Raw genomic sequence first — 23,675 nt, forward strand, 5'->3', positions numbered from 1 at the left:
CGTGTTGGGAGAGAAATCCCCGGGAACCGGCCGCTGGTGGCAGGCTGCAACGCGAATGGCGATCCGCTGCGGCCTGCCGGTATCAGGTCATCAGAACTTGAAGCGAACGCCCGCCGCGAAGGTGCGGTCGATCAGCAGCGTGCTCGAGTTCATCGTCACCGGGCCGCCGGCCGTGTCGTACTTGTAGTAGTTCTGCTGCTTCGCCTTGGTGAGGTTCACTGCGTCGAAGGTCAGGCCGATGTCGTCGGTGATGTTGTAGGTGAGCTGGAAGTCCAGGCTCTTCTCGGGCTTGCGCCACATGCCGATCGGGTTGGCGAAGGCCCGCGCCTCGTTGTTGTTGAGGAAGCCCTTGCGCCAGACATAGGACAGACGCGCACCGACCGGGCCGCGCTGGTAGGCCAGCGTGGCGTTGTAGGAGAACTTCGACACCGCGAAGAACGCCGACTTGGTATAGGTGGTGTTCCCCTGCGCATCGACTTCGGGGATCGTCTGTTCCGAATCGAGGATCGTCGCGCTGCCCTGGAAGCCCAGACCGTCGAGGATGCTGGGCAGGTAGGTCGGGAAGTAGGTCAGGCCGATTTCCACGCCCTTGAGCACGCCGTCCGATGCGTTGGTCGGGCGGGTGACCTGGAAGTAGTCGGTCGCGGTGCTGCCCTCGATCGTGTTGTTGGGGATGTATTCCAGCGTGGTGAGCGGCACCACCAGCCCCTTGATCTCGCGGCGGAAGCCGGTGACGAAGATCGCGCTGTTGCGCTCGAAGTACCACTCGATCGCAAGGTCGTAGTTCTTCGAGGTGGTCGCCTTCAGGTTGGCGTTGCCCGCGCTGCCGGTACCGAAACCGAGGCCCGAAAGGTCGCCGGTGAGCGAGACGTTCGGGTTGAGGTCGCCGAAGGCCGGACGGCGCAGCGTCTCACCGTAGTTGAAGCGGATGCGCAGGTTCGGCGTGATCTCGTAACGCGCCGTGAAGCTGGGCAGCAGCTTGGCCTCGCCGGTCGACACGCCGGTACGGGCGAAGCCGTTGTACCGATCGAAATAGTTGTAGTCGGTATCGATCGTGACGAGGCGCGCGCCGCCCTCGATCATCAGCGGACGACCGAAGATGTCGATCTGGCCGTCAGCCATCACGTAGCCAGCCAGCGTCACTTCGTTGATGTCGAACACGCGGCCGAACGACATCTGGTCGGACAGCAGCAGGTTCGGGTTCACCGCCTGATAGAGCGAACGGATGGCGTCGGCGTTCTTGTAGAGCGCCGGGCCGTTGGCGAGCACCCAGCTGGTCGGCACATCGGCGCGGCCGTCGAAGAAGCCGCTGTTGGTGAAGGTGTAATCGTCACCCAGCGAGGCCAGCGTGCCGCCCAGAGCGCCCGCGCTCTGTTCGCGCACGAAAGTGCTGGCGCTGCGGTTGTCGTAGCGGAAGCCCGCCTTGATGCGGCGCAGGAAACCTTCGTCCCACTCGTAATAACCGTCGAGCTGGAAGGTCCAGGCGCTGCCCTTGCTCTTGTTGCCATTGTCGAACAGGTCGCCGACCGTCCAGGCATTGGCATCGGTCAGCACTTCGGGCGTGCCGAAGCTGTAGGACGGGATGCCGCCGCCGGCGTTGAAGTCGACGTCGAGATCCAGCGGACCGCGGTTGGTGCGCATCGCGAAGAACGAGGTTTCGTTCTTGCTGTCCTGATAGGCGAGGTCGGCGGTGATCTTGCCGCGCGCACCCACGTCCCAGGCCGCGTTCAGGGCGTAGACGTAGCTGTCGGTCTTGTTGGTCGCATAGTCGGCGCTGTTGAAGCCGGCCACATCGCCCATCGTGCGCGACTTGATGATGTTGGTGCCGTCGTAAAGCTCGAAGGTCGAGCCCGGATCGCTGCCGAGATCGCCCCACCAGTCGGCATAGCTGAACATCATCGAGTTGAAGGTCGTGCCGCGGAAGCCGGTGTAATAGAACTCGGCGGTGTAGGTCGAACGGTCGTTCGGTGCCCACTGGAAGGCCGCGTTGATCGAGGGACGCTCACGCTTGCCGTAGAGGTCGGAGCTGATGACCGCGTCGCGCGAGAGGTAGTAGGGCACCTCGACGCCGTCGATGTTCAGCGTCGAACCCGGGGTGGTGGGCAGGCCCGCGTTCAGGCCCGGGGTCCAGTAGGGGTTGTCCGGGTCGGTGCGCGGGAAGATGCGCTGGAGCGGCGTCAGCCAGGTGCCCGAAGGGGGATTTTCGGTGGCGAACGGCACCAGCGCGCCGGCCTGCACGTTCTGGTTGCGATACTTGGCGCGGGTGTAGCTGCCGTTGATCAGGAAGCCCATCTCGCCGATGCCGGTCTCCCAGCGGTCGCTGACCAGCAGCGCCACGTTGGGATTAAACTTGTCGGCCAGTTCGCTGTAGACGCCGCGGGCGAGGCCCGAGATCGTGAAACCGTCGAAGTCGAACGGACGGCGCGTGGCGACGTCGATCTGGCCGGCGAGGCCGAATTCGAGCTGGTCGGCCGAACGCGTCTTGTAGACGTCGATCTTGCGCACGAGGTTCGAGGAAATGTCCTGCAGCGCGAACGAAGTACCCGCAGCGGTGAAGATGTTGCGGCCGTTCCAGGTGGTGACGGGATCGGACAGGCCGCGGATCGTGATCGTGCCGGTTTCACCGCCCGCACGGTCGGTCACCTGGATGCCGGTCACGCGCTGGAGCGCCTCGACGACGTTGTTGTCGGGCAGCTTGCCGACGTCTTCGGCCACGATCGAATCGACGATCTGGATGTTGTTCTTGCGGCTGTTGAGCGCGCCGACGATCGAGGCGCGCACGCCGGTCACGATGATGTCTTCGGTGCTGGGCGCAGCGGCATCGTCAGCAACGGCCTGCGGTGCGGTGTCCTGCGCCTGAGCAACGCTGGCGAGGCCGAGCGCGAGAACGGATGCCGTGCAGAAAGCAAATGGCTTGAGCGCCATGGATCAACCCTCCCATGTGGGGCTGGCCCATACCATGCCCCTTAGATTACTCAGACTAATTATTAGTCGGACTAATCTCACGCAAGCGGAAAAGCAAAAACGCTGCAAAAATGATGAAATAAGTGTGGCACATTTAACGCACATGGCCCAGGGCGACCACGGAAAAGCCCCGCCCGGCAGCTGCCGGGCGGGGCTCTCGTTTGCTTCTGGTCTGAGTTTATGACGCGCTTTCAGCGCGTCAGTCGACCTTCCAGGCGCTCGCGGCATCCTGGCCCGGCGCCAGCCGCAGACCGTCCGGTGCCACTGTCAGGGCCTTGGCCGGATCGCTCGCCGAAACGAATCGCACCGCGCCCCCGCCTGCCGTCACGCGGCGGAACTTCTGCCCCGGCGCGGCCGAGCGCGGCGCCACGGCAACGCCGCCATCGTCCGTCGCCGTCAGGCAATGATCGGACAGCAGGATCGGCGAGAGCGTCACCGTACCCTCACCCGCATCCTCCACGCGGAACTGGGTCTGCGGCAGCGCCACCCTGGCGCTGGTCATGCGGGTGCCCTCGTGTGCCATGTAGGTACCCGGGCGGGCGACCGAGACGAAGCGGTCCGGCATCGCGCCATTGCCCACCGGCACGCCGAAATCGGGCATGCCCTTGTCGTCGAAATAGAGGCGCTGGACGCGGGTGTGGCGGTCCGGGTTGAACAGCGGATCGCCCTGGATCGCCTCGTAGTCGCGGCCATGGTAGACCAGCAGGGGACGGCCCTGCTCGTCTTCGGTGAAGCTGTTGTGGCCGGGGCCGTAGACCGAGGTTTCGCGGCAGGTCACGAAGACCGGCTCGGGCGACTTGGTCCAGGCCTTGGCGTCCATCAGGTTCGCCTCGGCATCGATCGACAGCAGGCCGAGGCAATAGCGCGCGTCGGTGGCGCTGGCCGAATAGGTCATGAACAGCTTGCCGGCGTGCTCGATCACCGCCGGGGCCTCGTTGACCTTGTAGCCGCGGATTTCCCAGTCGAGCGTCGGCACCGAAAGCCGCGTCGGCGCGGCCGAGAGCGTCAGCGCGTCCTTCATCGGCGCGATGTAGAGGTTCGAGTTGGTCTCGATGCCCGGCTCACGCTGCGCCCACGAGAAGTAGCGCACGCCGCGGTGGATGAAGCTGGTCGAATCGAGGTTGAAGCTGTCCCAGGGCGCCTTGAACTCGCCCAGAACGCTCCAGTTGCCGGTCATCGGGTCGGGACCGTCGCAGACCACGGCAAACGTGCGGATGCGGAACACGTCCTCGCCGCCGCCGCTGGGGCCAGCCGCGAAGTACATGACCCAGCGGTTGTCGATCAGGTGCAGTTCGGGCGCCCAGAGGAAGCCGGACATCGGGCCGGTCTTCTCATGGCGCCACAGCACGCGTTCCTCGGCGGTGGCAAGGCCGGCGACGGTCTTCGAACGGCGCAGCACGAGGCGGTCGTACTCGGGCACCGAGCCGGTCAGGTAATAGTTGCCGTCGTGATGACGGAAGACCTGCGCGTCGGCGCGCTGGCGGACCAGCGGATTGACGGGGACCGGCGTTGCCGAGGGCGCCGCGCTCGATCCGAGCGTGCCCTTTCCGGCAGAAGTGCAGGCCATCGGCAGCAGCGCGGCTCCGGCAGCAAAGGCGCGGCGCGAAAGGGGAAAATTCATGACGGTCCTCTTCCGTTATCGGGTTTGATTCTGGTGTCCCGGATCGCTCCGGGGAAAAGGACACCCCGGCGCAGGGGCCGGGGTGTCAGCTGGTGGGTCTCAGTATTGGGCCGTAGGCCAGCCGTCGGCGCCCCAGACGATCGGCGCGATGCGCAGCGTCGGGCGGCCTTCGGCTTCCTTGTCGTAGGCGTGGTAGGCGAGGTAGGTCGTGCCGTCCTTGTCGGTGAAGGCGCCCGCGTGGCCGGGGCCGCGGAAGCGCTGCTTCTCCTCCAGATCGGCGCGCAGCAGGATGGTGCCGCCGCCCTGCATCATGTCGCTGCCGTCCTTGCCCTTGTAGGGGCCGGTGATCTTCTTCGAACGCGAGACGACCGTGTAATAGGTGCTGTTCACGCCCTTGCAGCAATAGTCGTAGCTGGCGATCAGGTAATACCAGCCGCCGTGCGGGATGATGAACGGCGCCTCGATCGGGGCGGGACCGCCGGCAGGGGCCGGACGGCGGGCGATCGCATAGGGTTCGGTGCCCGGCACGACCTTGCCGGTCTTCGGATCGAGCGGGAACAGCTTGATGCCCGACCAGAAGCTGCCAAGGACAAGCCACTGGCGCCCCTGATCGTCAGCCACGAAGTTCGGGTCGATGGCGTTGAAGTCATCGTCCTTCGTGGACATGACGACCAGCCCCTGATCCTTCCAGCCATACCCCTTGGCCCTGGGATCGAGCGTCTTGCTGGTCGCAAGACCGATCGCCGAGCGGTTCGAGCCGAACGTCGAGACCGAGTAATAGAGCCGGTATTCGCCGTTCACATAGGAAATGTCCGGCGCCCAGATGCCCTCGGTGCCGGGCACCGCCTGCTTGGCCCATGCCGGAATCTCGGCAAAGACGGAGCCCGCGTCCTTCCAGGTCTTGAGGTCCTTGGAGGTCTTGATGCCGACATAGCGGCCCACGGTGGAGAAGACGTAGTAGGTGTCGCCCTCGCGGATGATGACCGGATCGTGGACCACGAGGTCGCCGGTCATCTGCGAATTGAGCGTCGGCGCTCCGTCCGTCTGTTGCGCGCCGACACTGCCGGTCAGGCCCAGCGCGGCGAGACCGAGCAGGAACGAAAACTTGCGGATCATGCTCAGCCCCCGGCTGCGTTCCACGCGGCGACCAGTTCGGCCGCCTTGGCGCCGACCGTCGCGGCATCGAAGCCGGGCTTGTAGAGGCTGCCACCGACGCCGATGCCGTAGACGCCCGCCGCGCGGTATTCCGCGACATTGGCAGCGCCCACGCCGCCCACCGCCCAGACGCGGCTGGTCTTGGGCAGCACTTCGCGGATCGCCTTGATGTAGCCGCTGCCCAGCACCGAGCCGGGGAACAGCTTGAGGTCGCGGGCGCCTGCCGCCACGGCGGCGAACGCTTCGGTCGGGGTCAGGAAGCCGGGCAGGACGTCCATGCCGAGTTCGATCGAGCGCGTGATGACGGCGGGATCGACATTGGGCGAGACCATGAACGTGCCGCCCACGCCCGCCAGCGTTTCGGCAAGGTCGGTGCCGATCACGGTGCCGCCGCCGATGGCCGCGCGGTCGCCCAGCGCCTCGACCATCGCGCCGATCGAGCCGGCCGGATCGGGCGAGTTGAACGGCACCTCGATGATGCGCACGCCGGCTTCCACCAGCGCCTCGCCGATGGCGACCGCCTCATGGGTCTGGATGCCGCGCAGGATCGCCACAACGGGTGCATGGCCTGCGGCCAGAACGTCTTCGATCTTCATGCCTTCTGTCCTTTCGCGATGGCGAGCCCGGCGAGAACCGCCGCATCGCCATCGATCTTGCGCGAGGTGCAGCCACGGGCCGCCAGCGCGCGATCATAAAGCGCCACAAGCGCCTGGTCGCCGATCAGCACCACCGAAATGCCTTCCGGCACTTGCGCGGCGACTTCGCCGCCGATCAGCAGGCCGGAGATATAGCCGCGCGACCAGTCTTTCGAGCGTCCATCGAGCATCCGCGCGGCGCGGGCTTCGAACAGGGCGCCGGTCAGCGGTTCCTCGCAGCGTTCGGTGCCGCGGGCAAACCCGTCGTCGAACGTGCCCTCACCCGGTGTATCCGGCCCGGTCAGCGTCGACTGGCCCGCCAGCAGCGCATAGAGTTCGCCGGTCGGGTGGGTGCGGAAGCCGACGATCGTGCCGTTGACCACCGAGACCCATTTGCAATGGGTGCCGGGCAGCGCGATCAGGTGTTCACCCAGAGCCAGTTCGGGATGGAGCGCGAGGGCGCCGAAGACTTGCGCCTCCTCGCCCCGCATCACTTCGGGCACGCCCTCGGAATCCTTGCAGCTCAGCCCCGGCAGCACCGAGACCGGGATCCCCGCCACTTCGAGCCGGGTGCGCGAGGACAGCCAGTGGGCGGCGTCCGCCGGGCAGGCCGCATAGCCTGCCGCGACGAGTGCGCCCGGCGCACCGGCCATGCCGCACAGCACGACTTCGGACAGCGCCCCTTCCGCCTTCCAGACGTCCAGCCTTTCGGCCAGCGCGCCCTCGGCATCACCGGCGAGCGCGCCCGGCCCATCGAGCCGGGCGTCGACATCGCCGCCATCCATACGGAACAGCCGCAGGCGCGTGGTGCCCCAGTCTCCGACGACGTGCTTCACGCTCATTGCAGTTCGAGCACCACGACCGACTTGGCCGGCAGGGTGACGACAAGCTGGCCGCCCTGGACGCTCGCGCCCGAGAACGCCTCCGGCTTCACCACGCCAGGTGCGTCGAAGGTGTTGTGCGAATTGATCGCCGGGGCCGTCAGGATCTTGCCGGTGACACCGCCGGCCGCGACGCCGTCGAGCTTGATCGTCACGGTGTTGGACTGGTTCGGATCGAGGTTCGACAGACCGACGTGGATCTTGCCGTCCTTGCCCTTCACCGCCGAGCCGCTGATCGCGGGCATCGTGAACTGGTCCTTCGAATACCACGGCGACTTGATCTCGATCGGCAGCACCGTCGCGTCCTGCCACGGCTTGTACATGTCGAAGACCCAGTAAGTCGGCGTCAGCACCATCTTGTTGCCGTCGGTCAGGATCATCGCCTGCAGCACGTTCACCATCTGGGCGATGGCGGTCATGCGCACGCGGTCGGCATGCTTGGCGAAGATGTCGAGGTTGATCGAGGCGATCAGCGCATCGCGCAGGGTGTTCTGCTGGCGCAGGAAGCCGGGATGCGTGCCCGGATCCTGGGCATACCACGAACCCCACTCGTCGACCGCGAGGAAGACCTTCTTCTCGGGATCGTACTTGTCCATGATCGCCGAGTGCCTGGTGATCAGCTCGTCCATCCGGCGCGCTTCGTTCAGCGTATCGGCCCAGCCGTGCTCGTCGAAGTTGACCGGATCGGCCTTGGGCGGCCAGCCGCCTTCGGGCAGGGTGTAGTAGTGGAGCGAGAGGCCGTCGACGTTGCCGCCGGCGACGCGCATCATCGTCTCGGTCCAGTTGTAGTCGTCGACGTTGGCGCCCGAGGCGACCTTGATGATCCGGGTGCCCGCAGGCGCCTTCACGAAGGTCGCATAGCGGCGCGTCTCGTCCGCCGCGAACTCGGGGCGCATGTTGCCGCCGCAGCCCCACAGCTCGTTGCCGACGCCGAAGTAGGCGACCTTCCACGGCTCCTTGTGGCCGTTCTTGGCGCGTTCGTCGGCCAGCGAGCCGGCAGGCGCGGTCATGTATTCGACCCATTCGGCCATTTCGCGCGGGGTGCCGTCACCGACGTTGCCGGCGATATAGGCTTCCGCGCCGACCTGGCGGAGCAGTTCGAAGAATTCGTGGGTGCCCACCGCGTTGGGTTCGGTCACGCCGCCCCAGTGGGTGTTGACCTTGACCGGGCGCTTGGCAGGCGCGCCGATGCCTTCACGCCAGTGGTATTCGTCGGCAAAGCAGCCGCCGGGCCAGCGGATCACCGGCACCTGCAGCTCGCGCAGCGCCGAGACGACGTCGTTGCGGAAACCGTTGGTGTTGGGGATCTTGCTGTTCTTGCCGACCCACAGGCCGCCGTAGATGCCCGTGCCGAGGTGCTCGGCGAACTGGGTGAAGACTTCCTTGTGGTAGACCGGGCCGGGCTTGTCGGCTGCGATCGTCGCGGTGGTCGGCTGGCCGTTGGTGTCAGCCTGTGCCGTGCCTGCGAGCGCGGTGGCGCTCAGCAGGACGACGGCGGTGGTGAGGCGGAGCGCCTTCAACATGTCTTGTCCTCTCCCGGAAATATCAGTCGTGGAATTCTTCGACCAGCGCACGCTTGCCGCGCAGGAAGGCGTCGGCCACCAGGCGCAGCGGCGCGATGTCGACATCGCTGCGGCCGCCCCGGATCAGGTTGGCGAAGCGCGCGTAGAGGCCCGGATATTCCATGTCCTCGTTGTGCTCGGTGCCGCTGGGCAGGGTGAGCACGGCGCCGCCATTGGCGAGCTTGAGCGTTCCGGCATCGGTCTCGACAATGATGTCCCACGACTGCGGGCCGGTCTGGCGCCAGTCGAGGTCCATGTGGATCTCGGCCCCGGCGGTGTCGCGGAACTCGATGTCGGCGGCGATCGGTGCGGCGCGGTTGGCGGGCAGGCTGAGCGTCGCTTCCTTGAGGAAGAACGGGCGCGGCATGATGTGGGTGGCGATCGAGAGGGCATTGATGCCCGGATCGAACACGCCAAGGCCGCCCGGCTCCCAGATCCAGTCCTGACCCGGATGCCAGACGCGCACGTCCTCGCGCCAGACGATCCTGGCGCTCTTGATCGTGCGCTCGGCCAGCCAGGCACGGGCCGGAGCGACACCGGCGGCGTAGCGCGAGTGCCACGAGGCGAACAGGGTGACGCCCACCTTCTCGGCGCGGCTTTCCAGCGCGGCCACTTCGGCCAGCGTGGCGCCCGGCGGCTTTTCGAGGAACACGTGCATGCCCTTCGACAGCGCCAGCGCGGCCAGGTCGTAACGGACCTGCGGCGGGGTGCAGAGCGCCACCGCGTCGATCGCCGGGCCGCTCTCGATCAGCTCTTCAAGGCTGCTGAAGTGCGGGATGCCTTCGGGGCCGCGATGGTTCGGGCTGACCGTGGCGCCGATGCTGAAGTTCGGGTTGCCCTCGATCGCGGGGATGTGCTGGTCGCGGGCGATCTTGCCCACGCCAACGATGGCAATGCGGATCGGATCCATGGCTCAGAGCGCCTTCACGGTCATGGTCGCCGCGGCCGGGGCGGCAGCGCGGGCGAGCGGGTTGGCGACCGGCAGGGTGAACGGCGCGGCCGAGATTTCGAAGACGTCGCCTTCCTGCGTGGTCACGCCGTCGCTGAACGAGAGCGTGGCGGTGCCGAAGAAGTGGACGTGCACGTCGCCGGCGCGGCGGAACAGGTCGTACTTGAAGTGGTGGTGCTCAAGGTTGGCGAAGGTGTGCGACATGTTCGCCTCGCCCGAGAGGAAGGGCTTTTCCCAGATCGTTTCGCCGTCGCGCACGATCTTGCTGGTGCCTTCGATCTTTTCCGGCGGGGTGCCGAGCAGCAGTTCCGGGCCAAGCGCGGCCTGGCGCAGCTTCGAGTGGGCGAGCCAGAGGTAGTTGTGACGCTCGGTCACGTGGTCCGAGAACTCGTTGGCGAGCGCGAGGCCGAGGCGGTACACGGTGCCGTCTTCACCGACGAGGTAGATACCGGCGAGTTCCGGCTCTTCGCCGCCGTCCTTGGCGAACGCAGGCATGGTCAGCGCGTCGCCGGGGCCGACCAGCAGCTGGCCGTCGCCCTTGTAGAACCATTCCGGCTGCTGGCCTTCGGTGCCGTCGGCGGGCTTGCCGCCTTCGAGGCCCTCGAGGAACATGCGCATGGAATCGGTGACGTGCTCGCCCGAGGCGGCGGCGGCGTGCATCTTGTTGCGGCCTTCGGCCGAACCGAGGTGGGTGAGGCCGGTGCCGGTCAGCAGCAGGTGGGCGGAATCGTCGTGGTCGATCGGGGCCAGCAGGGTGCCGGCGGCGAATTCGGCGGCAATGTCGACCGCTTCGCCCGCGGCGCAAGCCTTGGCGGCCTCGGCCAGCGTCACACCCTCGGCAATGGCGCGCAGCGCGAGTTCGCGGGTGGTGGTGACGCCCTGCAGGACGTGGGCGGCATCGCCCTCGGCAAGGATGACGGAGCGCACGCCGTCGGGCGCGCGATGCTGGAGCAGGCGAAGGTAGGTCATGGAGATCTCTCCCGGATCCGCGGCGCGCCTTCTTGGGGGAGCGCGCCGCGGCAGTTGGGTTGGCAGATTAGAGGGTGAGCGTGCCGTCGATCAGGCGCGGCGCGCCGTCACCGTAGGCCGCATCGCGCAGTTCCGCCGGAAGCAGGGCCTGTGCGAAGTTCTGGTAGCTGACCGGACGCAGGAAACGGTCGATCGCCAGGCTGCCGACCGACGTGGTGCGCGGGTCGGTGGTCGAGGGGAACGGGCCGCCGTGGACCATCGCGTGGCACACTTCGACGCCGGTCGGCCAACCGTTGACGAGGATACGGCCGACCTTGCGCTCCAGCACCGGCAGCAGGCGCGAAGCGGCGGCTTCGTCGGCTGCGTCCATGTGCAGGGTGGCGGTCAGCTGGCCTTCGAGGCCTTCGAGCAGGCCGGCGAGTTCGGCTTCGTCCTTGCAGACGACAACGATCGACGCGGCGCCGAACACTTCGTGACCGATCGCCTTGTCCGCGAGGAACTGGGCGGCCGTGGTCTGGAACAGGATCGCACCGCCGGTGGTCTTGCTGCCTTCCTCGCCCTTGGCGATGGTCTCGACGCCCGCGTTGCCTTCGAGCGCTTCGACGCCCTTGGCGTAAGCGGCGGCGATGCCGGTGGTGAGCATGGTCTGCGGCTTGGCTTCGGCAACACCGCCGGTGGCGGCGGCGACAAAGGCGTCCAGACCTTCACCCTCGACGGCCAGGATCAGGCCGGGGTTGGTGCAGAACTGGCCGGCGCCCATCGTCAGCGAGCCGACGAACGCGGTGCCGAGTGCTTCGCCGCGCGCCTTGAGCGCTTCGGGGAGCAGCAGCACCGGGTTGATGCTCGACATTTCGGCATAGACCGGGATCGGCACTTCGCGGGCCGCGGCCAGCTTGGCGAGGGCAAGACCGCCACCGCGCGAGCCGGTGAAGCCGACGGCAGCGATGCGCGGATCCTGGACCAGCGCGGCGCCGAGTTCGTTCGACGGGCCGACGAGGTGCTGGAACACGCCTTCGGGAAGGCCGGCATCCTTGACCGCCTTGGCGATCGCACCGGCAATCAGGCCGCCGGTGATCGGGTGGGCCGGGTGGCCCTTGACCACGACCGGGCAGCCGGCGGCGAGCGCCGAAGCGGTGTCACCGCCCGCGGTCGAGAAGGCGAGCGGGAAGTTCGAGGCGCCAAACACGGCGACCGGACCGACCGGGATCATGCGCAGGCGCAGGTCCGGACGGGGCAGCGGGGCGCGGTCCGGCAGGGCCGGATCGATGCGCAGCTGCTGCCACTGGCCCTTGCGCACGACATCGGCGAACAGGCGCAGCTGGCCCATGGTGCGGCCACGCTCACCTTCACCACGGCCGCGCGGCAGACCGCTCTCGGCCATGTAGGCCTCGATCAGCGGCTCACCGATGGCAAGGATCTCGTCGGCGATTCGTTCCAGGAACGAAGCGCGGGTTTCACGGTCGGTGGCGCGGTAGGTATCGAAGGCCGCGGCGGCTGCGGCGCAGGCGGCAGCGACATCGGCAGTGCCGTTCACGGCCAGCGGTTCACCCTGGGGTTCGCCGGTTGCGGCCACGATGGAACGGAATTCGGTCATTTGGGGTCTCCCTATTTACTCCGACATATTCCCAGCGAAGGCGAAACGCAATGTTTGTCGTTCCTTCGCGTTGAAAGGGCTGTTAGGTTCCTTTCGGGAGGTGCCATTACCAGTGTCAGAAGCCAATTTCGTGAACGAAGAAGAAAGTGCAAGGCCGGCCGACGAGGCCCGGGGTCCGGGCCGCCGCCTGCACGGCGCCATCGCCCATAAACTGGGAACGGCCATCTTGTCCGGCAAATATGCGCCCGGAGACATTCTTTCTGGTGAAGTCGCCTTCGCCGAGGAGTTACAGGTCTCGCGCAGCGCCTATCGCGAGGCCATTCAGGTGCTCACCGCGAAAGGTCTGGTGGCCAGCCGCCCCAAGGCCGGAACGCGGGTGCTGCCCCGTGACCGGTGGAACCTGCTCGACCCCGAAGTGCTCGGCTGGGCCTTTGCGGGCGAGCCGGACATCGAGTTCGTGCGCAGCCTGTTCGAACTGCGCGCCATCGTCGAACCGGCGGCCGCGCGCCTTGCCGCGCAGCGCCGCGACAAGGACGACCTCAAGGCGATGAAGGAAGCGCTGACGGCGATGCGCCGCCACACCCTCACCACCGAGGCCGGACGGGCGGCGGACCGCGATTTCCACAATGCGATCCTGCAGGCGACGCGCAACGACGCGCTGCTGGTGCTCAGCGCCTCGATCGGCGCGGCGGTGAACTGGACCACCCAGTTCAAGCAGCGCGCCCGCGCCCTGCCCCGCAACCCGATCCCCGACCACGTGCGCGTCTACGACGCCATTGCCGCCGGCGATGCAGCGGGGGCGGCCGAGGCGATGAACGTGCTGGTGGACCTGGCGCTCGAGGATACCCGCACCGCAATGGGGCAGCCGGACGGGGCGTGACCGCCCCTCCTACAGACGCATAAGAAAAGGCCCCGGCGATCGCTCGCCGGGGCCTTTTTTGTTATGGCTCGAAGCCCGGGGTTACTCGGCGGCTTCGGCAACCAGATCCGGCTCCGCATGCGTGGTCTTGCTGCCCCAGAGCGCATAGAACAGCACATAGAGTTCGCAGATCGCGGTCAGCAGGAACGAGGTCTGGAGACCGTAGGTATCGGCCAGCCAGCCCTGCACCACCACCAGCGCGCCGCCGGCAATCGCCATCACGAGCAGGCCCGAGGCTTCCTCGGTCAGCGGGCCAAGGCCCTTGATGCCGAGCGTGAAGATGGTCGGGAACATGATCGAGTGGAACAGGCCGACGAGGATCAGCGACCACATGGCGAGCGGGCCATGCGCAAAGACGGTGATCATCATGACCGCGAAGGCGCCGATCGAGAAGAACGCCAGAACCTTGCCCGCATCGAAGCGCTGCATGATCGCCGAACCCGCGAAACGGCCAACCATCATGCCGCCCCACAGGAAGCTGAGGTACTTGCCGGCCTGCTCGTGCGTCAGGTTGGCAATGTCAGGCTGGCTGACGAAGTTCACGAAGAGGTTGGCGACGCCGATTTCCGCAATCAGGTAGATGAAGATCGCGGGAATGCCGAAGACCAGGTTGCGGTGCTTGAACAGCTCCGGATTGATCAGGCCCGAACGCTTCGCCTTGTCGGCGGGCGAGGCGGACTTCATCGCCGGCAGCGGGAACTTGGCGATGACGACGGCCAGGATCACCAGCACCACCGCAACGAGCGCGTAAGGCAGGATCACCGAGTGCGCGTCAGCCAGACGATCGGCCTCGCTCAGCACGGTTCCCGCAGTGGCCGTGCCGCTCTTCGAACGGCCGAGGATCAGGTAGGCGCCGAACATCGGGGCAAGCATGGTGCCCATCGAGTTGAGCGCCTGCACCAGATTGAGGCGCGAGGACGCGGTTTCCGGCTTGCCGACGACGGCGACGTAAGGGTTGGCGGCAACCTGCAGCAGGGTGATGCCGCTGGCGATCACGAAGAGCATCACCAGCGTCACGCCGTAGGACGGAATGCTCGCCGCGGCCATCATGCCCACGGCGCCGGCCGCCATGATCAGCAGGCCGATCACCAGCGACTTCTGGTAGCCGATCTTCTCGATCAGCTTCGCCGAGGGAATCGAGGCGAAGAAGTAGGCGATGAACCAGACCGATTCGATCAGCGTCGTCTGCGTGTAGCTGAGCTCGAACACGCTGCGCAGGTGCGGCAGCAGCGTGTTGTTGATGACGGTGATGAAGCCCCACATGAAGAAAAGGCTGGCAAGCAGCGCCAGCGCGGGGCCGTAGCGGACACCCGCCTGCGGCGTGTGCGCCACGGGGGCATCGGCAGATGATACCACTGGGGGCATGTCTATCCTCTCGTAACAAAGCTGCCGGACCGCGATTATCCAATCTGGGGCAAACCGGCTTGCGCTCTTTCTATTTGTCGGACTATATGCGCGAAACGGCCTCGTCAATGCCTTGTGCATGGGGCGACAGCCACGCCCACAACGAGATTCGTCCTCACACAGAAATCAAAATGGGAGCTACGGGAATGAGGATTCTGCGCAAGGCTTTTGTGACTTCGACCGCACTTTCTCTTGCCTGCGTAATTCCGGGTGCCGCTCTGGCTGCCGACGCTTCGCAGGCCCCTGCCGGCACGCTGTCGAACGGCAGCCCCGTCACCGCCGTGACGCTGAAGGCCGCCAACGGCGTTTCCGCCACGATCCTGAGCTTCGGCGCCACCTTGTGGAAGCTCGACGTGCCCGACCGCGACGGCAAGGTCGCCGACGTGCTGCTCGGCTATGACGACATCGCCAGCTACGAAAAGCGTCCGAACTACTGGGGCGCCACCATCGGCCGCTACGGCAACCGCATCGCGAACGGCCAGTTCAGCCTCGACGGCAAGACCTACCAGCTGCCCCAGAACGACCACGGCCAGTCGCTGCACGGCGGCGGCAAGGGCTGGGACGTGCAGAACTGGAAGGTCGAATCGGTCAAGTCCGGTCCCGTCGCCACCGCCGTCTTCACGCTGGTCAGCCCGGACGGCGATTCGGGCTATCCCGGCACGGTGAAGACCAAGGTCACCTACTCGCTCGACGAGAAGGGCAACCTGCAGATCGTCTTCGAGGCGAGCACCGACAAGCCCACGGTCATCAACATGACCAACCACGCCATCTTCAACATGGCCGGTGAAGGCAGCCCGCGCGACGCCATCCAGGACCTGCTGACGATCCCGGCAAGCCACTATACCCCGGTGAACGACAAGCTGATCCCGACCGGCGAACTGCGCGACGTGACCGGCACCGCGTTCGACTTCCGCAAGGCCACCGTCGTCGGCGAACGCATCCGCGACGGCAAGGACGAGCAGATCGTCATGGGCCGCGGCTACGACCACAACTTCGCGCTCGACAAGGGCGTGACCAAGACGCCGGAACTGGCCGCGCGTCTCGAAGACCCCGTTTCGGGCCGCGTCCTCGAACTGCTGACGACCGAACCGGGCGTCCAGTTCTATGCCGGCAACTTCCTCGATGGCACTTTCATCGGCAAGAACGGCCACCTCTATCGCATGGGCGACGGTATCGCGCTGGAACCGCAGAAGTTCCCGGATTCGCCGAACCACGCGAACTTCCCGTCCACCCGCGTCGATCCCGGCAAGCCCTACAAGCATGTCATGATCTACCGCGTCTCCACCTCTTCGCGCTGACAGAACGAAACGAACGCCCCATGACCGAAAAGACTGCACCCAAGCTGCGTTCGCGCGCCTGGTTCGACAATCCCGACAACATCGACATGACCTCGCTCTATCTGGAGCGGTACCTGAACTTCGGCCTCAGCCTGGAAGAGCTGCGCTCGGGCAAGCCGATCATCGGTATCGCCCAGACCGGCAGCGACCTGTCGCCGTGCAACCGCCACCACCTGGTGCTGGCCGAGCGCATCCGCGAAGGCATCCGCGAGGCCGGCGGCATCGCCATCGAATTCCCGGTCCACCCGATCCAGGAAACCGGCAAGCGCCCGACCGCGGGTCTTGACCGCAACCTCGCCTACCTCGGCCTCGTCGAGGCGATCTACGGCTACCCGCTCGACGGCGTGGTGCTGACCACCGGCTGCGACAAGACCACCCCGGCGCTGCTGATGGCGGCGGCCACCGTGAACATCCCGGCGATCGCCCTGTCGGTCGGCCCGATGCTCAACGGCTGGCACAAGGGCGAGCGTACCGGCTCGGGCACGATCGTGTGGAAGGGCCGCCAGATGCTGGCGGCGGGCGAGATCGACGACGAGGGCTTCATCAAGCTCGTCGCCTCCTCGGCCCCCTCGACCGGTTACTGCAACACCATGGGCACGGCGACGACGATGAACTCGCTCGCCGAAGCGCTCGGCATGATGCTGCCCGGTTCGGCCGCGATCCCCGCGCCCTACCGTGACCGCCAGGAATGCGCCTATTACACCGGCAAGCGCATCGTCGACATGGTGCACGAGGATCTCAAGCCCTCGGACATCCTGACGCTGGAAGCGTTCCACAACGCCATCGCCGTCAACGCCGCCATCGGCGGTTCGACCAACGCCCCGATCCACCTTGCCGCCATCGCCCGCCACATCGGCGTGGACCTGCCGCTCAAGGACTGGGAAACCGTCGGCCACAAAATCCCGCTGCTGGTGAACCTGCAGCCCGCCGGTGAATACCTCGGCGAAGACTACTACCGTGCCGGCGGCGTGCCCGCCGTGGTCGCCCAGCTCATCAAGCAGGGCCTGATCCACGAGGGCGCGATGACCGTCAATGGCAAGACCATGGGCGACAACTGCCGCGACGCCACGATCGAGGACGAGCGGGTCATCAAGACCTTCGACACCCCGCTGGTCGAGGAAGCCGGATTCCTGGTGCTGTCGGGCAACCTGTTCGACGCCGCGATCATGAAGACCAGCGTGATCTCCAAGGAGTTCCGCGACCGCTACCTGTCGAACCCGGCGGACCCGGACGCCTTCGAAGGCCCGGCCGTGGTGTTCGACGGTCCCGAGGACTATCACCACCGCATCGACGATCCGGCCACCGGCATCACCCCCGACACCCTGCTGTTCATGCGCGGCGCCGGCCCGATCGGCTATCCGGGCGCGGCGGAAGTCGTCAACATGCGCCCGCCCGCCTACCTCATCACCGAAGGCGTCACCGCGCTGCCGTGCATCGGCGACGGCCGCCAGTCCGGCACCTCGGGCAGCCCCTCGATCCTCAACGCTTCGCCCGAAGCGGCGGCGATGGGCGGTCTGGCCCTGCTCGAAACCGGCGACCGCGTGCGCATGGACCTCAAGAAGGGCCGCGTGGACGTGCTCATTTCCGACGAGGAACTGACCGCCCGCCGCGAAGCTCTGGAAGCCAAGGGCGGCTATGCCTACCCGGCCTCGCAGACCCCCTGGCAGGAAATCCAGCGCTCGGTCGTGGGCCAGATGGACACCGGCGCGATCCTCGAAGGCGCCGAGAAGTACCAGCGCATCGCCCAGACCAAGGGCCTGCCCAGAGACAACCACTAAGCGCGACAACCACTAAGCCGTGCTTTCGGGCTGAAGCGTTTGTTTCAGCCCGGACACTGCACCGAATTGCCCGGGTTTCCGGGCGGGTCCCGGCCCACTCTCCCACTGGTCCTGCCACCGAGTCTGCAAAAGGCAGGGGGCTGGTGGAAGAGTGGGCCGGAACCGTATCCAGATCCGCAAACCGACGATGAGGGAGACTTGGGATGACACTCTGGCGCAAGATCGATCGTGACGTGCGCGACACGCTGGGCGAAGGCGCGCTGTGGTGCGCGCGGGACAACGCCTTCTACTGGGTGGACATCCTTGCCCCCGCGCTCAACCGCCTGAGCCTGTCCGATGGCTCCGTCACCCGCTGGGACATGCCCGCCCGCCTCGGCTGGGTTGCCGAGCATGCGCAAGGCGGCCTCGTCGGCGGTTTCCAGGACGGCGTTTCCCGCATCACGCTTGATCCGCTGACGATTTCCGAGCGCAACGATCCCGAACCCCACCTGCCCGGCAACCGCATGAACGACGGCAAGGCCGACCGCCACGGCGCGATCTGGTGCGGCACCCTGGAAATGGCCGAGGAGAACGCCATCGGCACGCTCTATCGGCTGTCGCCGTCCGGCGAATGGCAGGTCGTCGATTCGGGCTATGTCGTGCCCAACGGCCCGGCCTTCTCGCCCTGCGGCCAGTGGCTCTACCATACCGATTCGGCGCTGCGGACGATCTACCGCTTCAAGCTGGACGCCAACGGCGCGCCGGACAGCGCGCATGACCGCGAGGTCTTCATCCGCTTCACCGAGGAAGACGGCTACCCGGACGGCATGACCACCGATGCCGAAGGGTTCCTCTGGGTCGCCCACTGGGACGGCGGCCGGATCACCCGCTTCGCCCCCGACGGCACCCGCGTCCGGTCGATCGAGCTGCCCGCCCGGCGGATCACCAACATCGCCTTCGCGGGTGAAAACCTCGAACGCATGTTCGTGACCTCGGCCGCCAAGGACCTACCGGAATCGGAGTTCGACGGCGCCTTGTTCGAAGTGGATGCGGGCGTGACCGGCAACCCCGCCGGCATCTACCACGGCTGACGTTCAGGGCAGGGGCGGGAAAGATCGCCCGCCCCTGCCCCCTTCCCCCTGCTCCCCCTACCGGCGCCCCGTCACAGGATATCCGCCACCCCTTCCAGGCTCTCGCGCAACTTGCCGAGTGCCTGCGCCTTCAACTGGTGCACGCGCGGGATCGAGACCTGCAGGACCCCGGCGATCTCGGCGAGGTTGAGCTCCTCGACAAAATAGAGCTGCACGATCAGCCGCAGCCGTTCCGGCAGATCGGAAATCGCCGCCACCACCGCCCGCCGCTGCTCCTCGCTGGCAAGCAGTTCGAGACTGTCCGGACCGGCATCGGCAAAGGCCATGCTCTGGTCCGAATAGGTCTCCTCGATCGAATCGAAGCGCAGCGGATGGCTGGAATCGCGCAAGGCGGCGAGGTCCGCCTCGTCGATGCCCATGGCCGCGGCCAGTTCGTGCGGCAGCGCCTCCCGGCCAAGGTCGCCGCGCAGTTCCTGCTCCTTGAGCGCCAGTTGCCGCCGCCGCTCGCTGGCCCCGCGCGACATCGGCACGGTGCGGCGAATGAGGTCCACCATCGCCCCGCGCACCCGCATCTTGGCATAAGCGGCAAAGCCGTCCTCGCCCGGCCCCTGGTGTTTCTGCGCGCACTCGGTCAGCGCCACCAGCCCGGCCTGGATGAGATCCTCCACCTCGATTCCGGGCCGCCCGGAACCATGGACATGCCAGGCCAGGCGCCGCACCATCGGCAGGAAACGCCGCACCCGGTCGGCGATGTCGCCCTGATAGGCGCCCGCCACGCGGCTGGCGTAGGCTCCGGCGACGAAGGCCCTCTGGTCCTGTATCATGCGGCCATGCTTTCAGCTGGATCGTTGTCGGAATCGGGCTGGGGAAGACCGGGCACCGGCTGCTCGGCCAGCGGCGCGCCGACCACGTCGACCACCTCGATCGGCTGGGTCGGCGGCAATTCGGAGATCGAGAGCACCAGGCAATGGGGCGCCCGCAGCCGCAGCAGTGCCGCCAGTGCCCGCCGCGCCCGCGGCTGGACCACCAGCGTCAGCGGCACCGCGCCGGGCCCGCGCTCGGCCCCCAGCGCGGCAATGCGCTCGCCGATCATGCGCGCCAGATCGGGCTCGATCACCGGCTGGCCGCTGGCCGGATCGACCATGCCCTGCACGATGGCCGTCTCCAGGGCGACATCGAGCGTGACGACCGGCAGCCGCTCGTGCGGCGGGCAGATGCGCCCGACGATCAGCGCGCCGAGATCGGCCCGCAGCAGGTCCACCAGCCGTTCGTGGTCGAGCGTCTGCTGCACCGCGCGGCCGATACTGGCAAAGATCGACAGCGGATGGGCAATCGGGATGCCGTCCTCCAGCAGGGCCCGCAGCAGGCGGGTGAGCGCCGCCAGCGACAGCGGCTGGGGATGCACCGTCTCGACCAGCCCGGCCGAATGGATCTTCAGCGCATCGACCAGCGCCTTGACCTGGTCCGGCCCGAGCAGGTCCTGCGCGCGTTCGGTCAGGAGCTGGTTGAGGTGGGTGGCGATCACCGTACCGGCATCGACGGTAAGGAACCCCTCGGCGATGGCGTGATCGCGCGCGGCGGGATCGATCCACAGCGCCGGGCAGCCGAAGCTGGGATCGTGGGTCGCCTCGCCGCGCAGGGTGTGGCCGGGGCGCGCCTCGCCCGCGTCGATGGCGAGGATGCGATCGGCCCGCACGCTTGCCCCGCCGAGGTTCACGCCCCCCAGGAGCACCCGGTACTCGTGCGGCGGCATGTCGAGCGCGTCGCGCACGCGAAACTGCGGGACGATGAAACCGAACGTCTGGCTGAGCTGCTTGCGCACCCCGGTCACCCGGCTGACCAGCGGCGAGCCGCGCCGTTCGTCGACCAGCTGGACCAGCCCATAACCCAGCTCGATGGTCACCAGCGTGTGGTCGGAGACGTCCTCGAGGTCGATCCGCGCGGGGTCCACCTCGGGCGGCGCCTCCACCACCGGCATGGCGGCAAGCGCCTGGCGCTTGCGCATGGTGCGCCAGATCCACAGGGCCAGTCCGGCGGCGGGCAGGAACACCGACTGCGGCATCGCCGGGATCAGGCCGATGGCCGCCAGCACCACCCCCACCGGCAGCCAGGTGGACGGCGCCGCGAACTGGCCGCCGATCTGCGCGGCAAGGTCGCGTCCCTCGCCCTGGCGGTCGTCGGCGACGCGGGTGACGATCACCGCGGCGGCAATCGAGAGCAGCAGTGCGGGCACTTGCGCCACCAGCGCATCGCCGATCGCCAGCGTGATGTAGGTCTGCGCCGCGGCGCCCGCCGACAGCCCGTGGCTGATCATGCCAAGGCAGAAACCGGCGACGATGTTGACCCCCAGGATCAGCAGCGCGGCGATCGCGTCGCCCTTCACGAACTTGGAAGAGCCGTCCATCGACCCGTAGAAGTCCGCCTCGGTCGCCACCTCGCGGCGGCGCGCCTTGGCCTCGTCGGCGGTCAGGAGACCGGCGGCGAGGTCGGCGTCGATCGCCATCTGCTTGCCCGGCAAGGCATCCAGCGTGAAGCGCGCGGAGACTTCCGAAACGCGCCCGGCGCCCTTGGTCACCACCACCAGGTTGATGATGATGAGGATCAGGAAGACAAAGATGCCGACCGCGAAATTGCCGCCGATCAGGAACCGGCCGAAGCTCTCGATCACCTTGCCGGCGGCTTCCTCGCCCTCGTGGCCGTGCACCAGCACGACGCGGGTGGAGGCGACGTTGAGCGCCAGGCGCAGCAGCGTGGCGAACAGCAGGACCGAGGGGAACGAGGAGAAGTCGAGCGGCTTGCGGGCATTCATCGCCGCCATCAGCACCGCCAGCGACAGCGCGATGTTGAGCACGAACGAGACGTCGAGGACAAACGCCGGGACCGGCACGATCATCAGCACGATCAGCGTGAGGATCCCGGCGGGCAGCGCCGCCGCCGCCGGATTGCCGAGGCGGGCGAAAAGGGGGGCCAGGAGAGGGGGCAGGAGAGGGGCCGTCACAGGCCCAGCCCCGCAAGCCGGGCATAGGCGGCGCGGACATTGGCCGGTGCCGCAACCCCGGCGGCGCTGAACATGCTCTGCAGCGTATCCGCCATCGACGCGCCGCTCCCGCCCGCCGCCGGCACCGGCTGCGCGGCGCGGGCACGAAAGGCGCGGGCGACCGGCCCGCCCGCCGTGGCGACGCCTGCCGTGGCGACGCCCCCCACGGCAAGGCCAGACGATTCGGCGGCGACCGCCTCGTAGCCGATGCGCGGCGACGCCGACGCGGCCAGGGCATCGGGCGAGGGAACGCCCTCTCCCAGCCCCAGCCCCTCCCCCTGCCGCATCGCGCCGTTCACCTTGCCGCGCATCAGCGCCATGACCCCTTCGAGGCTGCGCGCCCCGCCATCGGCGTAGAAGATCGCCGGATTGGCGGCGGCGGCGCGCGGCAGCACCGAAGCGGCGCTGCGGGCGGGGTCGCGCGCCAGCGCCGAGAGGAACTGGCCGGCACCGCCGATGCCGAGGAAATGGGCGAGGTAGAGTTCGGTCGAATCCGGCTCGCGGCCAAGCTGGGCGGTCAGCCCGGCCTTGTTGTCGCTGGCGAGTTCGGCGGCCATCAGCGCCGAGGCATCGGCATCGTAGCGCAGCCCCAGGACTTGCGCGCGCATTGCCGGATCGCCGCCGGCAATGGCCTGCTGCACCCAGGCCATGCCGTGGTCGCCGCCGTGCCGCCCGAGGGTCTGGAGCCAGGTGCCGTCGGTGAACTGGAACAGGCCGGTCGCACTCGACGTGGCGGCACGGGCGGAAGGGTCGAGGCTGGATTCGAGCCTGGCCTGCGCCAGGAGGTAGCGGAAATCGACGCCGGTGGCCTGCGCCGCCCGGGCGATCGCCGCCTGGACCGCGCTTCCCTTCGCCGGATTTCCGGCCGTGACGGTGGTGCCGACACCCCCTGTGCCATTCGCGCCGGTAACTTGTCCTGAGCTCAACGCCTCGCTCCCGATCCGGATCGTTCCGGGAGCGTTTCAGCAAGAGCCGTGCCAGACGGGGCAGCGGAGGCGGTCTCATCCCGCGGGAGGCTGGCCCATCCGGCCGAGGCTGGCGCGCGCCGCCCCGCGCTCAACCGCGCCCGGTAACGATGGCCGCACCGGTCAGCGTATAGCTCGCCCCGGCCCGGTAGAGCCGCGATGTGCCGGTCAGCACGTCCAGGCGCTTGGCGACATTGGCCGCGATAATGTTGCGCACCTGCCGGTTGACCTCGTTGAGCCGCCGCGCGGTTTCGAGCATGCCCCGGCATTCCTCGTCGAGCTCGATGATCCCGGCGCTGTCCAGGGTTCCGCAGAGCCGGTCCTTCGCCTGGGTCACGCCCACGATGGCATCGAGGTCGAGACCGGCAAGCGCCTGCCGCTCGCATTCCAGAACGGCAAGCATTTGCCGCAGGGCTTCGTGCAGTTCCGGCGGCGGGGCCAGGCTGATGTCGGACTGGGTCATCCCTCGTGGCTCCACAGCAGCACCTGGGCTGCGATCATGGCATCGGCGATCTGGGTCGGGATGACCGGGTAGGTCCCCGCCTGGACGGCCTTGCGGATCAGTTCGACCCGGTCGGTGTCGACCGGGATCTGGCCCGGATCGAGCGCCGCGCTGGCTTCAACCGCGGTGCTGGCCGCGGGCGCGGTCGCCCGCGCGGCGCTGGCTTCCGAACTGACGGTGACGCCGTTTGCGCCGGACGATGATTCACCGGCCGCCGTGCGGGCAAGCCGTGCACTGGCGGCGCCGACCGCGCCCGCAGGTCCCACTTCGATAGGTGGCATGGTGCCGCTCCTTCACAAATTCCACAGCGAAGAACGGTGCGGCGCACAAAGT

19 protein-coding genes are annotated in these 23,675 nt (G+C 67.5%); 4 read left to right on the forward strand and 15 right to left on the reverse strand.

Annotated elements, in window-relative coordinates; genetic code table 11:
• Positions 1-90: 90 nt before the first annotated feature.
• The 9 genes from CA833_RS05055 to CA833_RS05095 form a co-directional block, all read right to left on the reverse strand.
• Complete coding sequence (locus tag CA833_RS05055; RefSeq protein ID WP_142637222.1) at positions 91-2,925, reverse strand: TonB-dependent receptor; 2,835 nt, start codon at positions 2,923-2,925, stop codon at positions 91-93.
• 238 nt (positions 2,926-3,163) lie between these two features.
• Positions 3,164-4,585 carry a family 43 glycosylhydrolase gene (locus CA833_RS05060; protein ID WP_207079425.1) on the reverse strand — a complete coding sequence of 474 codons (1,422 nt, stop codon included), beginning with the start codon at positions 4,583-4,585 and terminating at the stop codon, positions 3,164-3,166.
• 99 nt (positions 4,586-4,684) lie between these two features.
• A complete protein-coding gene (locus CA833_RS05065) occupies positions 4,685-5,701 on the reverse strand; it encodes an arabinan endo-1,5-alpha-L-arabinosidase (protein WP_207079426.1) in 1,017 nt (338 codons plus the stop codon).
• 2 nt (positions 5,702-5,703) lie between these two features.
• Positions 5,704-6,336: a 2-dehydro-3-deoxy-6-phosphogalactonate aldolase gene (locus CA833_RS05070; RefSeq protein WP_142637216.1), complete on the reverse strand. Its 633-nt coding sequence runs from the start codon at positions 6,334-6,336 to the stop codon at positions 5,704-5,706.
• Positions 6,333-7,217, reverse strand: a complete 885-nt coding sequence (locus tag CA833_RS05075) for a 2-dehydro-3-deoxygalactonokinase (protein ID WP_207079427.1) — start codon at positions 7,215-7,217, stop codon at positions 6,333-6,335. The genes CA833_RS05070 and CA833_RS05075 overlap by 4 nt, the downstream gene beginning before the upstream one ends.
• Positions 7,214-8,779, reverse strand: coding sequence for an alpha-N-arabinofuranosidase (locus tag CA833_RS05080; protein ID WP_207079428.1), 1,566 nt, complete (start codon positions 8,777-8,779; stop codon positions 7,214-7,216). Before CA833_RS05080 ends, CA833_RS05075 begins: the two co-directional genes overlap by 4 nt.
• 22 nt (positions 8,780-8,801) lie before the next feature.
• Entirely contained in the window at positions 8,802-9,728 is a 927-nt protein-coding gene (locus CA833_RS05085; RefSeq protein WP_142637210.1) for a Gfo/Idh/MocA family protein, read from the reverse strand.
• A gap of 3 nt (positions 9,729-9,731) precedes the next feature.
• Positions 9,732-10,736 (reverse strand): AraD1 family protein, encoded by a 1,005-nt coding sequence (araD1, locus tag CA833_RS05090; RefSeq protein WP_142637208.1) that lies wholly within the window; start codon positions 10,734-10,736, stop codon positions 9,732-9,734.
• A 67-nt stretch (positions 10,737-10,803) separates the two neighbouring features.
• Positions 10,804-12,330, reverse strand: a complete 1,527-nt coding sequence (locus tag CA833_RS05095; RefSeq protein ID WP_142637206.1) for an aldehyde dehydrogenase (NADP(+)) — start codon at positions 12,328-12,330, stop codon at positions 10,804-10,806.
• Positions 12,331-12,460: 130 nt separating this feature from the next.
• Between CA833_RS05095 and CA833_RS05100 the strand changes: the two genes are divergently transcribed.
• Positions 12,461-13,210, forward strand: coding sequence for a FadR/GntR family transcriptional regulator (locus CA833_RS05100; RefSeq protein ID WP_142637204.1), 750 nt, complete (start codon positions 12,461-12,463; stop codon positions 13,208-13,210).
• 81 nt (positions 13,211-13,291) lie between these two features.
• On the opposite strand, the gene CA833_RS05105 is transcribed toward CA833_RS05100, so the two are convergent.
• On the reverse strand, positions 13,292-14,614 hold the full coding sequence (locus CA833_RS05105) for a sugar MFS transporter (RefSeq protein WP_207079429.1): 1,323 nt from the start codon (positions 14,612-14,614) through the stop codon (positions 13,292-13,294).
• Positions 14,615-14,808: 194 nt separating this feature from the next.
• Here CA833_RS05105 and CA833_RS05110 point away from each other — a divergent pair, with 194 nt between their 5' ends.
• The 3 genes from CA833_RS05110 to CA833_RS05120 all read left to right on the forward strand — a co-directional run bounded on the left by CA833_RS05110 (position 14,809) and on the right by CA833_RS05120 (position 18,838).
• On the forward strand, positions 14,809-15,951 hold the full coding sequence (locus tag CA833_RS05110) for an aldose epimerase family protein (protein ID WP_370584574.1): 1,143 nt from the start codon (positions 14,809-14,811) through the stop codon (positions 15,949-15,951).
• A 20-nt stretch (positions 15,952-15,971) separates the two neighbouring features.
• A complete protein-coding gene (locus tag CA833_RS05115) occupies positions 15,972-17,768 on the forward strand; it encodes an IlvD/Edd family dehydratase (protein ID WP_142637198.1) in 1,797 nt (598 codons plus the stop codon).
• A gap of 203 nt (positions 17,769-17,971) precedes the next feature.
• The gene (locus CA833_RS05120) at positions 17,972-18,838 is read left to right on the forward strand and encodes an SMP-30/gluconolactonase/LRE family protein (RefSeq protein ID WP_207079431.1); all 867 of its coding nucleotides are present in this window, start codon (positions 17,972-17,974) and stop codon (positions 18,836-18,838) included.
• A gap of 71 nt (positions 18,839-18,909) precedes the next feature.
• On the opposite strand, the gene CA833_RS05125 is transcribed toward CA833_RS05120, so the two are convergent.
• The 5 genes from CA833_RS05125 to CA833_RS05145 all read right to left on the reverse strand — a co-directional run bounded on the left by CA833_RS05125 (position 18,910) and on the right by CA833_RS05145 (position 23,623).
• Positions 18,910-19,662: a sigma-70 family RNA polymerase sigma factor gene (locus tag CA833_RS05125; RefSeq protein ID WP_207079432.1), complete on the reverse strand. Its 753-nt coding sequence runs from the start codon at positions 19,660-19,662 to the stop codon at positions 18,910-18,912.
• A complete protein-coding gene (locus CA833_RS05130; RefSeq protein WP_242526367.1) occupies positions 19,659-21,731 on the reverse strand; it encodes a flagellar biosynthesis protein FlhA in 2,073 nt (690 codons plus the stop codon). Before CA833_RS05130 ends, CA833_RS05125 begins: the two co-directional genes overlap by 4 nt.
• A 101-nt stretch (positions 21,732-21,832) precedes the next feature.
• On the reverse strand, positions 21,833-22,801 hold the full coding sequence (locus CA833_RS05135) for a lytic transglycosylase domain-containing protein (RefSeq protein ID WP_242526273.1): 969 nt from the start codon (positions 22,799-22,801) through the stop codon (positions 21,833-21,835).
• Between the two features lie 130 nt (positions 22,802-22,931).
• Positions 22,932-23,303, reverse strand: a complete 372-nt coding sequence (locus tag CA833_RS05140; RefSeq protein WP_242526274.1) for a flagellar protein FlgN — start codon at positions 23,301-23,303, stop codon at positions 22,932-22,934.
• Positions 23,300-23,623 (reverse strand): flagellar biosynthesis anti-sigma factor FlgM, encoded by a 324-nt coding sequence (locus CA833_RS05145; protein ID WP_142637189.1) that lies wholly within the window; start codon positions 23,621-23,623, stop codon positions 23,300-23,302. Before CA833_RS05145 ends, CA833_RS05140 begins: the two co-directional genes overlap by 4 nt.
• Positions 23,624-23,675: the final 52 nt, after the last annotated feature.

Origin of the sequence: Novosphingobium sp. KA1 (genome assembly GCF_017309955.1) — a bacterium.
In the GTDB taxonomy this organism is placed as follows: domain Bacteria; phylum Pseudomonadota; class Alphaproteobacteria; order Sphingomonadales; family Sphingomonadaceae; genus Novosphingobium.

What these genes read in the sequence shown, in the direction of transcription:
- CA833_RS05075 (WP_207079427.1), bottom strand. Translation starts at nt 7,217, where the DNA reads ATGAGCGTGAAGCACGTCGTCGGAGACTGGGGCACCACGCGCCTGCGG.
- CA833_RS05095 (WP_142637206.1), bottom strand. Translation starts at nt 12,330, where the DNA reads ATGACCGAATTCCGTTCCATCGTGGCCGCAACCGGCGAACCCCAGGGT.
- CA833_RS05065 (WP_207079426.1), bottom strand. Translation starts at nt 5,701, where the DNA reads ATGATCCGCAAGTTTTCGTTCCTGCTCGGTCTCGCCGCGCTGGGCCTG.
- CA833_RS05085 (WP_142637210.1), bottom strand. Translation starts at nt 9,728, where the DNA reads ATGGATCCGATCCGCATTGCCATCGTTGGCGTGGGCAAGATCGCCCGC.
- CA833_RS05080 (WP_207079428.1), bottom strand. Translation starts at nt 8,779, where the DNA reads ATGTTGAAGGCGCTCCGCCTCACCACCGCCGTCGTCCTGCTGAGCGCC.
- CA833_RS05125 (WP_207079432.1), bottom strand. Translation starts at nt 19,662, where the DNA reads ATGATACAGGACCAGAGGGCCTTCGTCGCCGGAGCCTACGCCAGCCGC.
- CA833_RS05145 (WP_142637189.1), bottom strand. Translation starts at nt 23,623, where the DNA reads ATGCCACCTATCGAAGTGGGACCTGCGGGCGCGGTCGGCGCCGCCAGT.
- CA833_RS05060 (WP_207079425.1), bottom strand. Translation starts at nt 4,585, where the DNA reads ATGAATTTTCCCCTTTCGCGCCGCGCCTTTGCTGCCGGAGCCGCGCTG.
- CA833_RS05140 (WP_242526274.1), bottom strand. Translation starts at nt 23,303, where the DNA reads ATGACCCAGTCCGACATCAGCCTGGCCCCGCCGCCGGAACTGCACGAA.
- araD1 (WP_142637208.1), bottom strand. Translation starts at nt 10,736, where the DNA reads ATGACCTACCTTCGCCTGCTCCAGCATCGCGCGCCCGACGGCGTGCGC.
- CA833_RS05070 (WP_142637216.1), bottom strand. Translation starts at nt 6,336, where the DNA reads ATGAAGATCGAAGACGTTCTGGCCGCAGGCCATGCACCCGTTGTGGCG.
- CA833_RS05120 (WP_207079431.1), top strand. Translation starts at nt 17,972, where the DNA reads ATGACACTCTGGCGCAAGATCGATCGTGACGTGCGCGACACGCTGGGC.
- CA833_RS05055 (WP_142637222.1), bottom strand. Translation starts at nt 2,925, where the DNA reads ATGGCGCTCAAGCCATTTGCTTTCTGCACGGCATCCGTTCTCGCGCTC.
- CA833_RS05105 (WP_207079429.1), bottom strand. Translation starts at nt 14,614, where the DNA reads ATGCCCCCAGTGGTATCATCTGCCGATGCCCCCGTGGCGCACACGCCG.
- CA833_RS05130 (WP_242526367.1), bottom strand. Translation starts at nt 21,731, where the DNA reads ATGATCGTGCCGGTCCCGGCGTTTGTCCTCGACGTCTCGTTCGTGCTC.
- CA833_RS05115 (WP_142637198.1), top strand. Translation starts at nt 15,972, where the DNA reads ATGACCGAAAAGACTGCACCCAAGCTGCGTTCGCGCGCCTGGTTCGAC.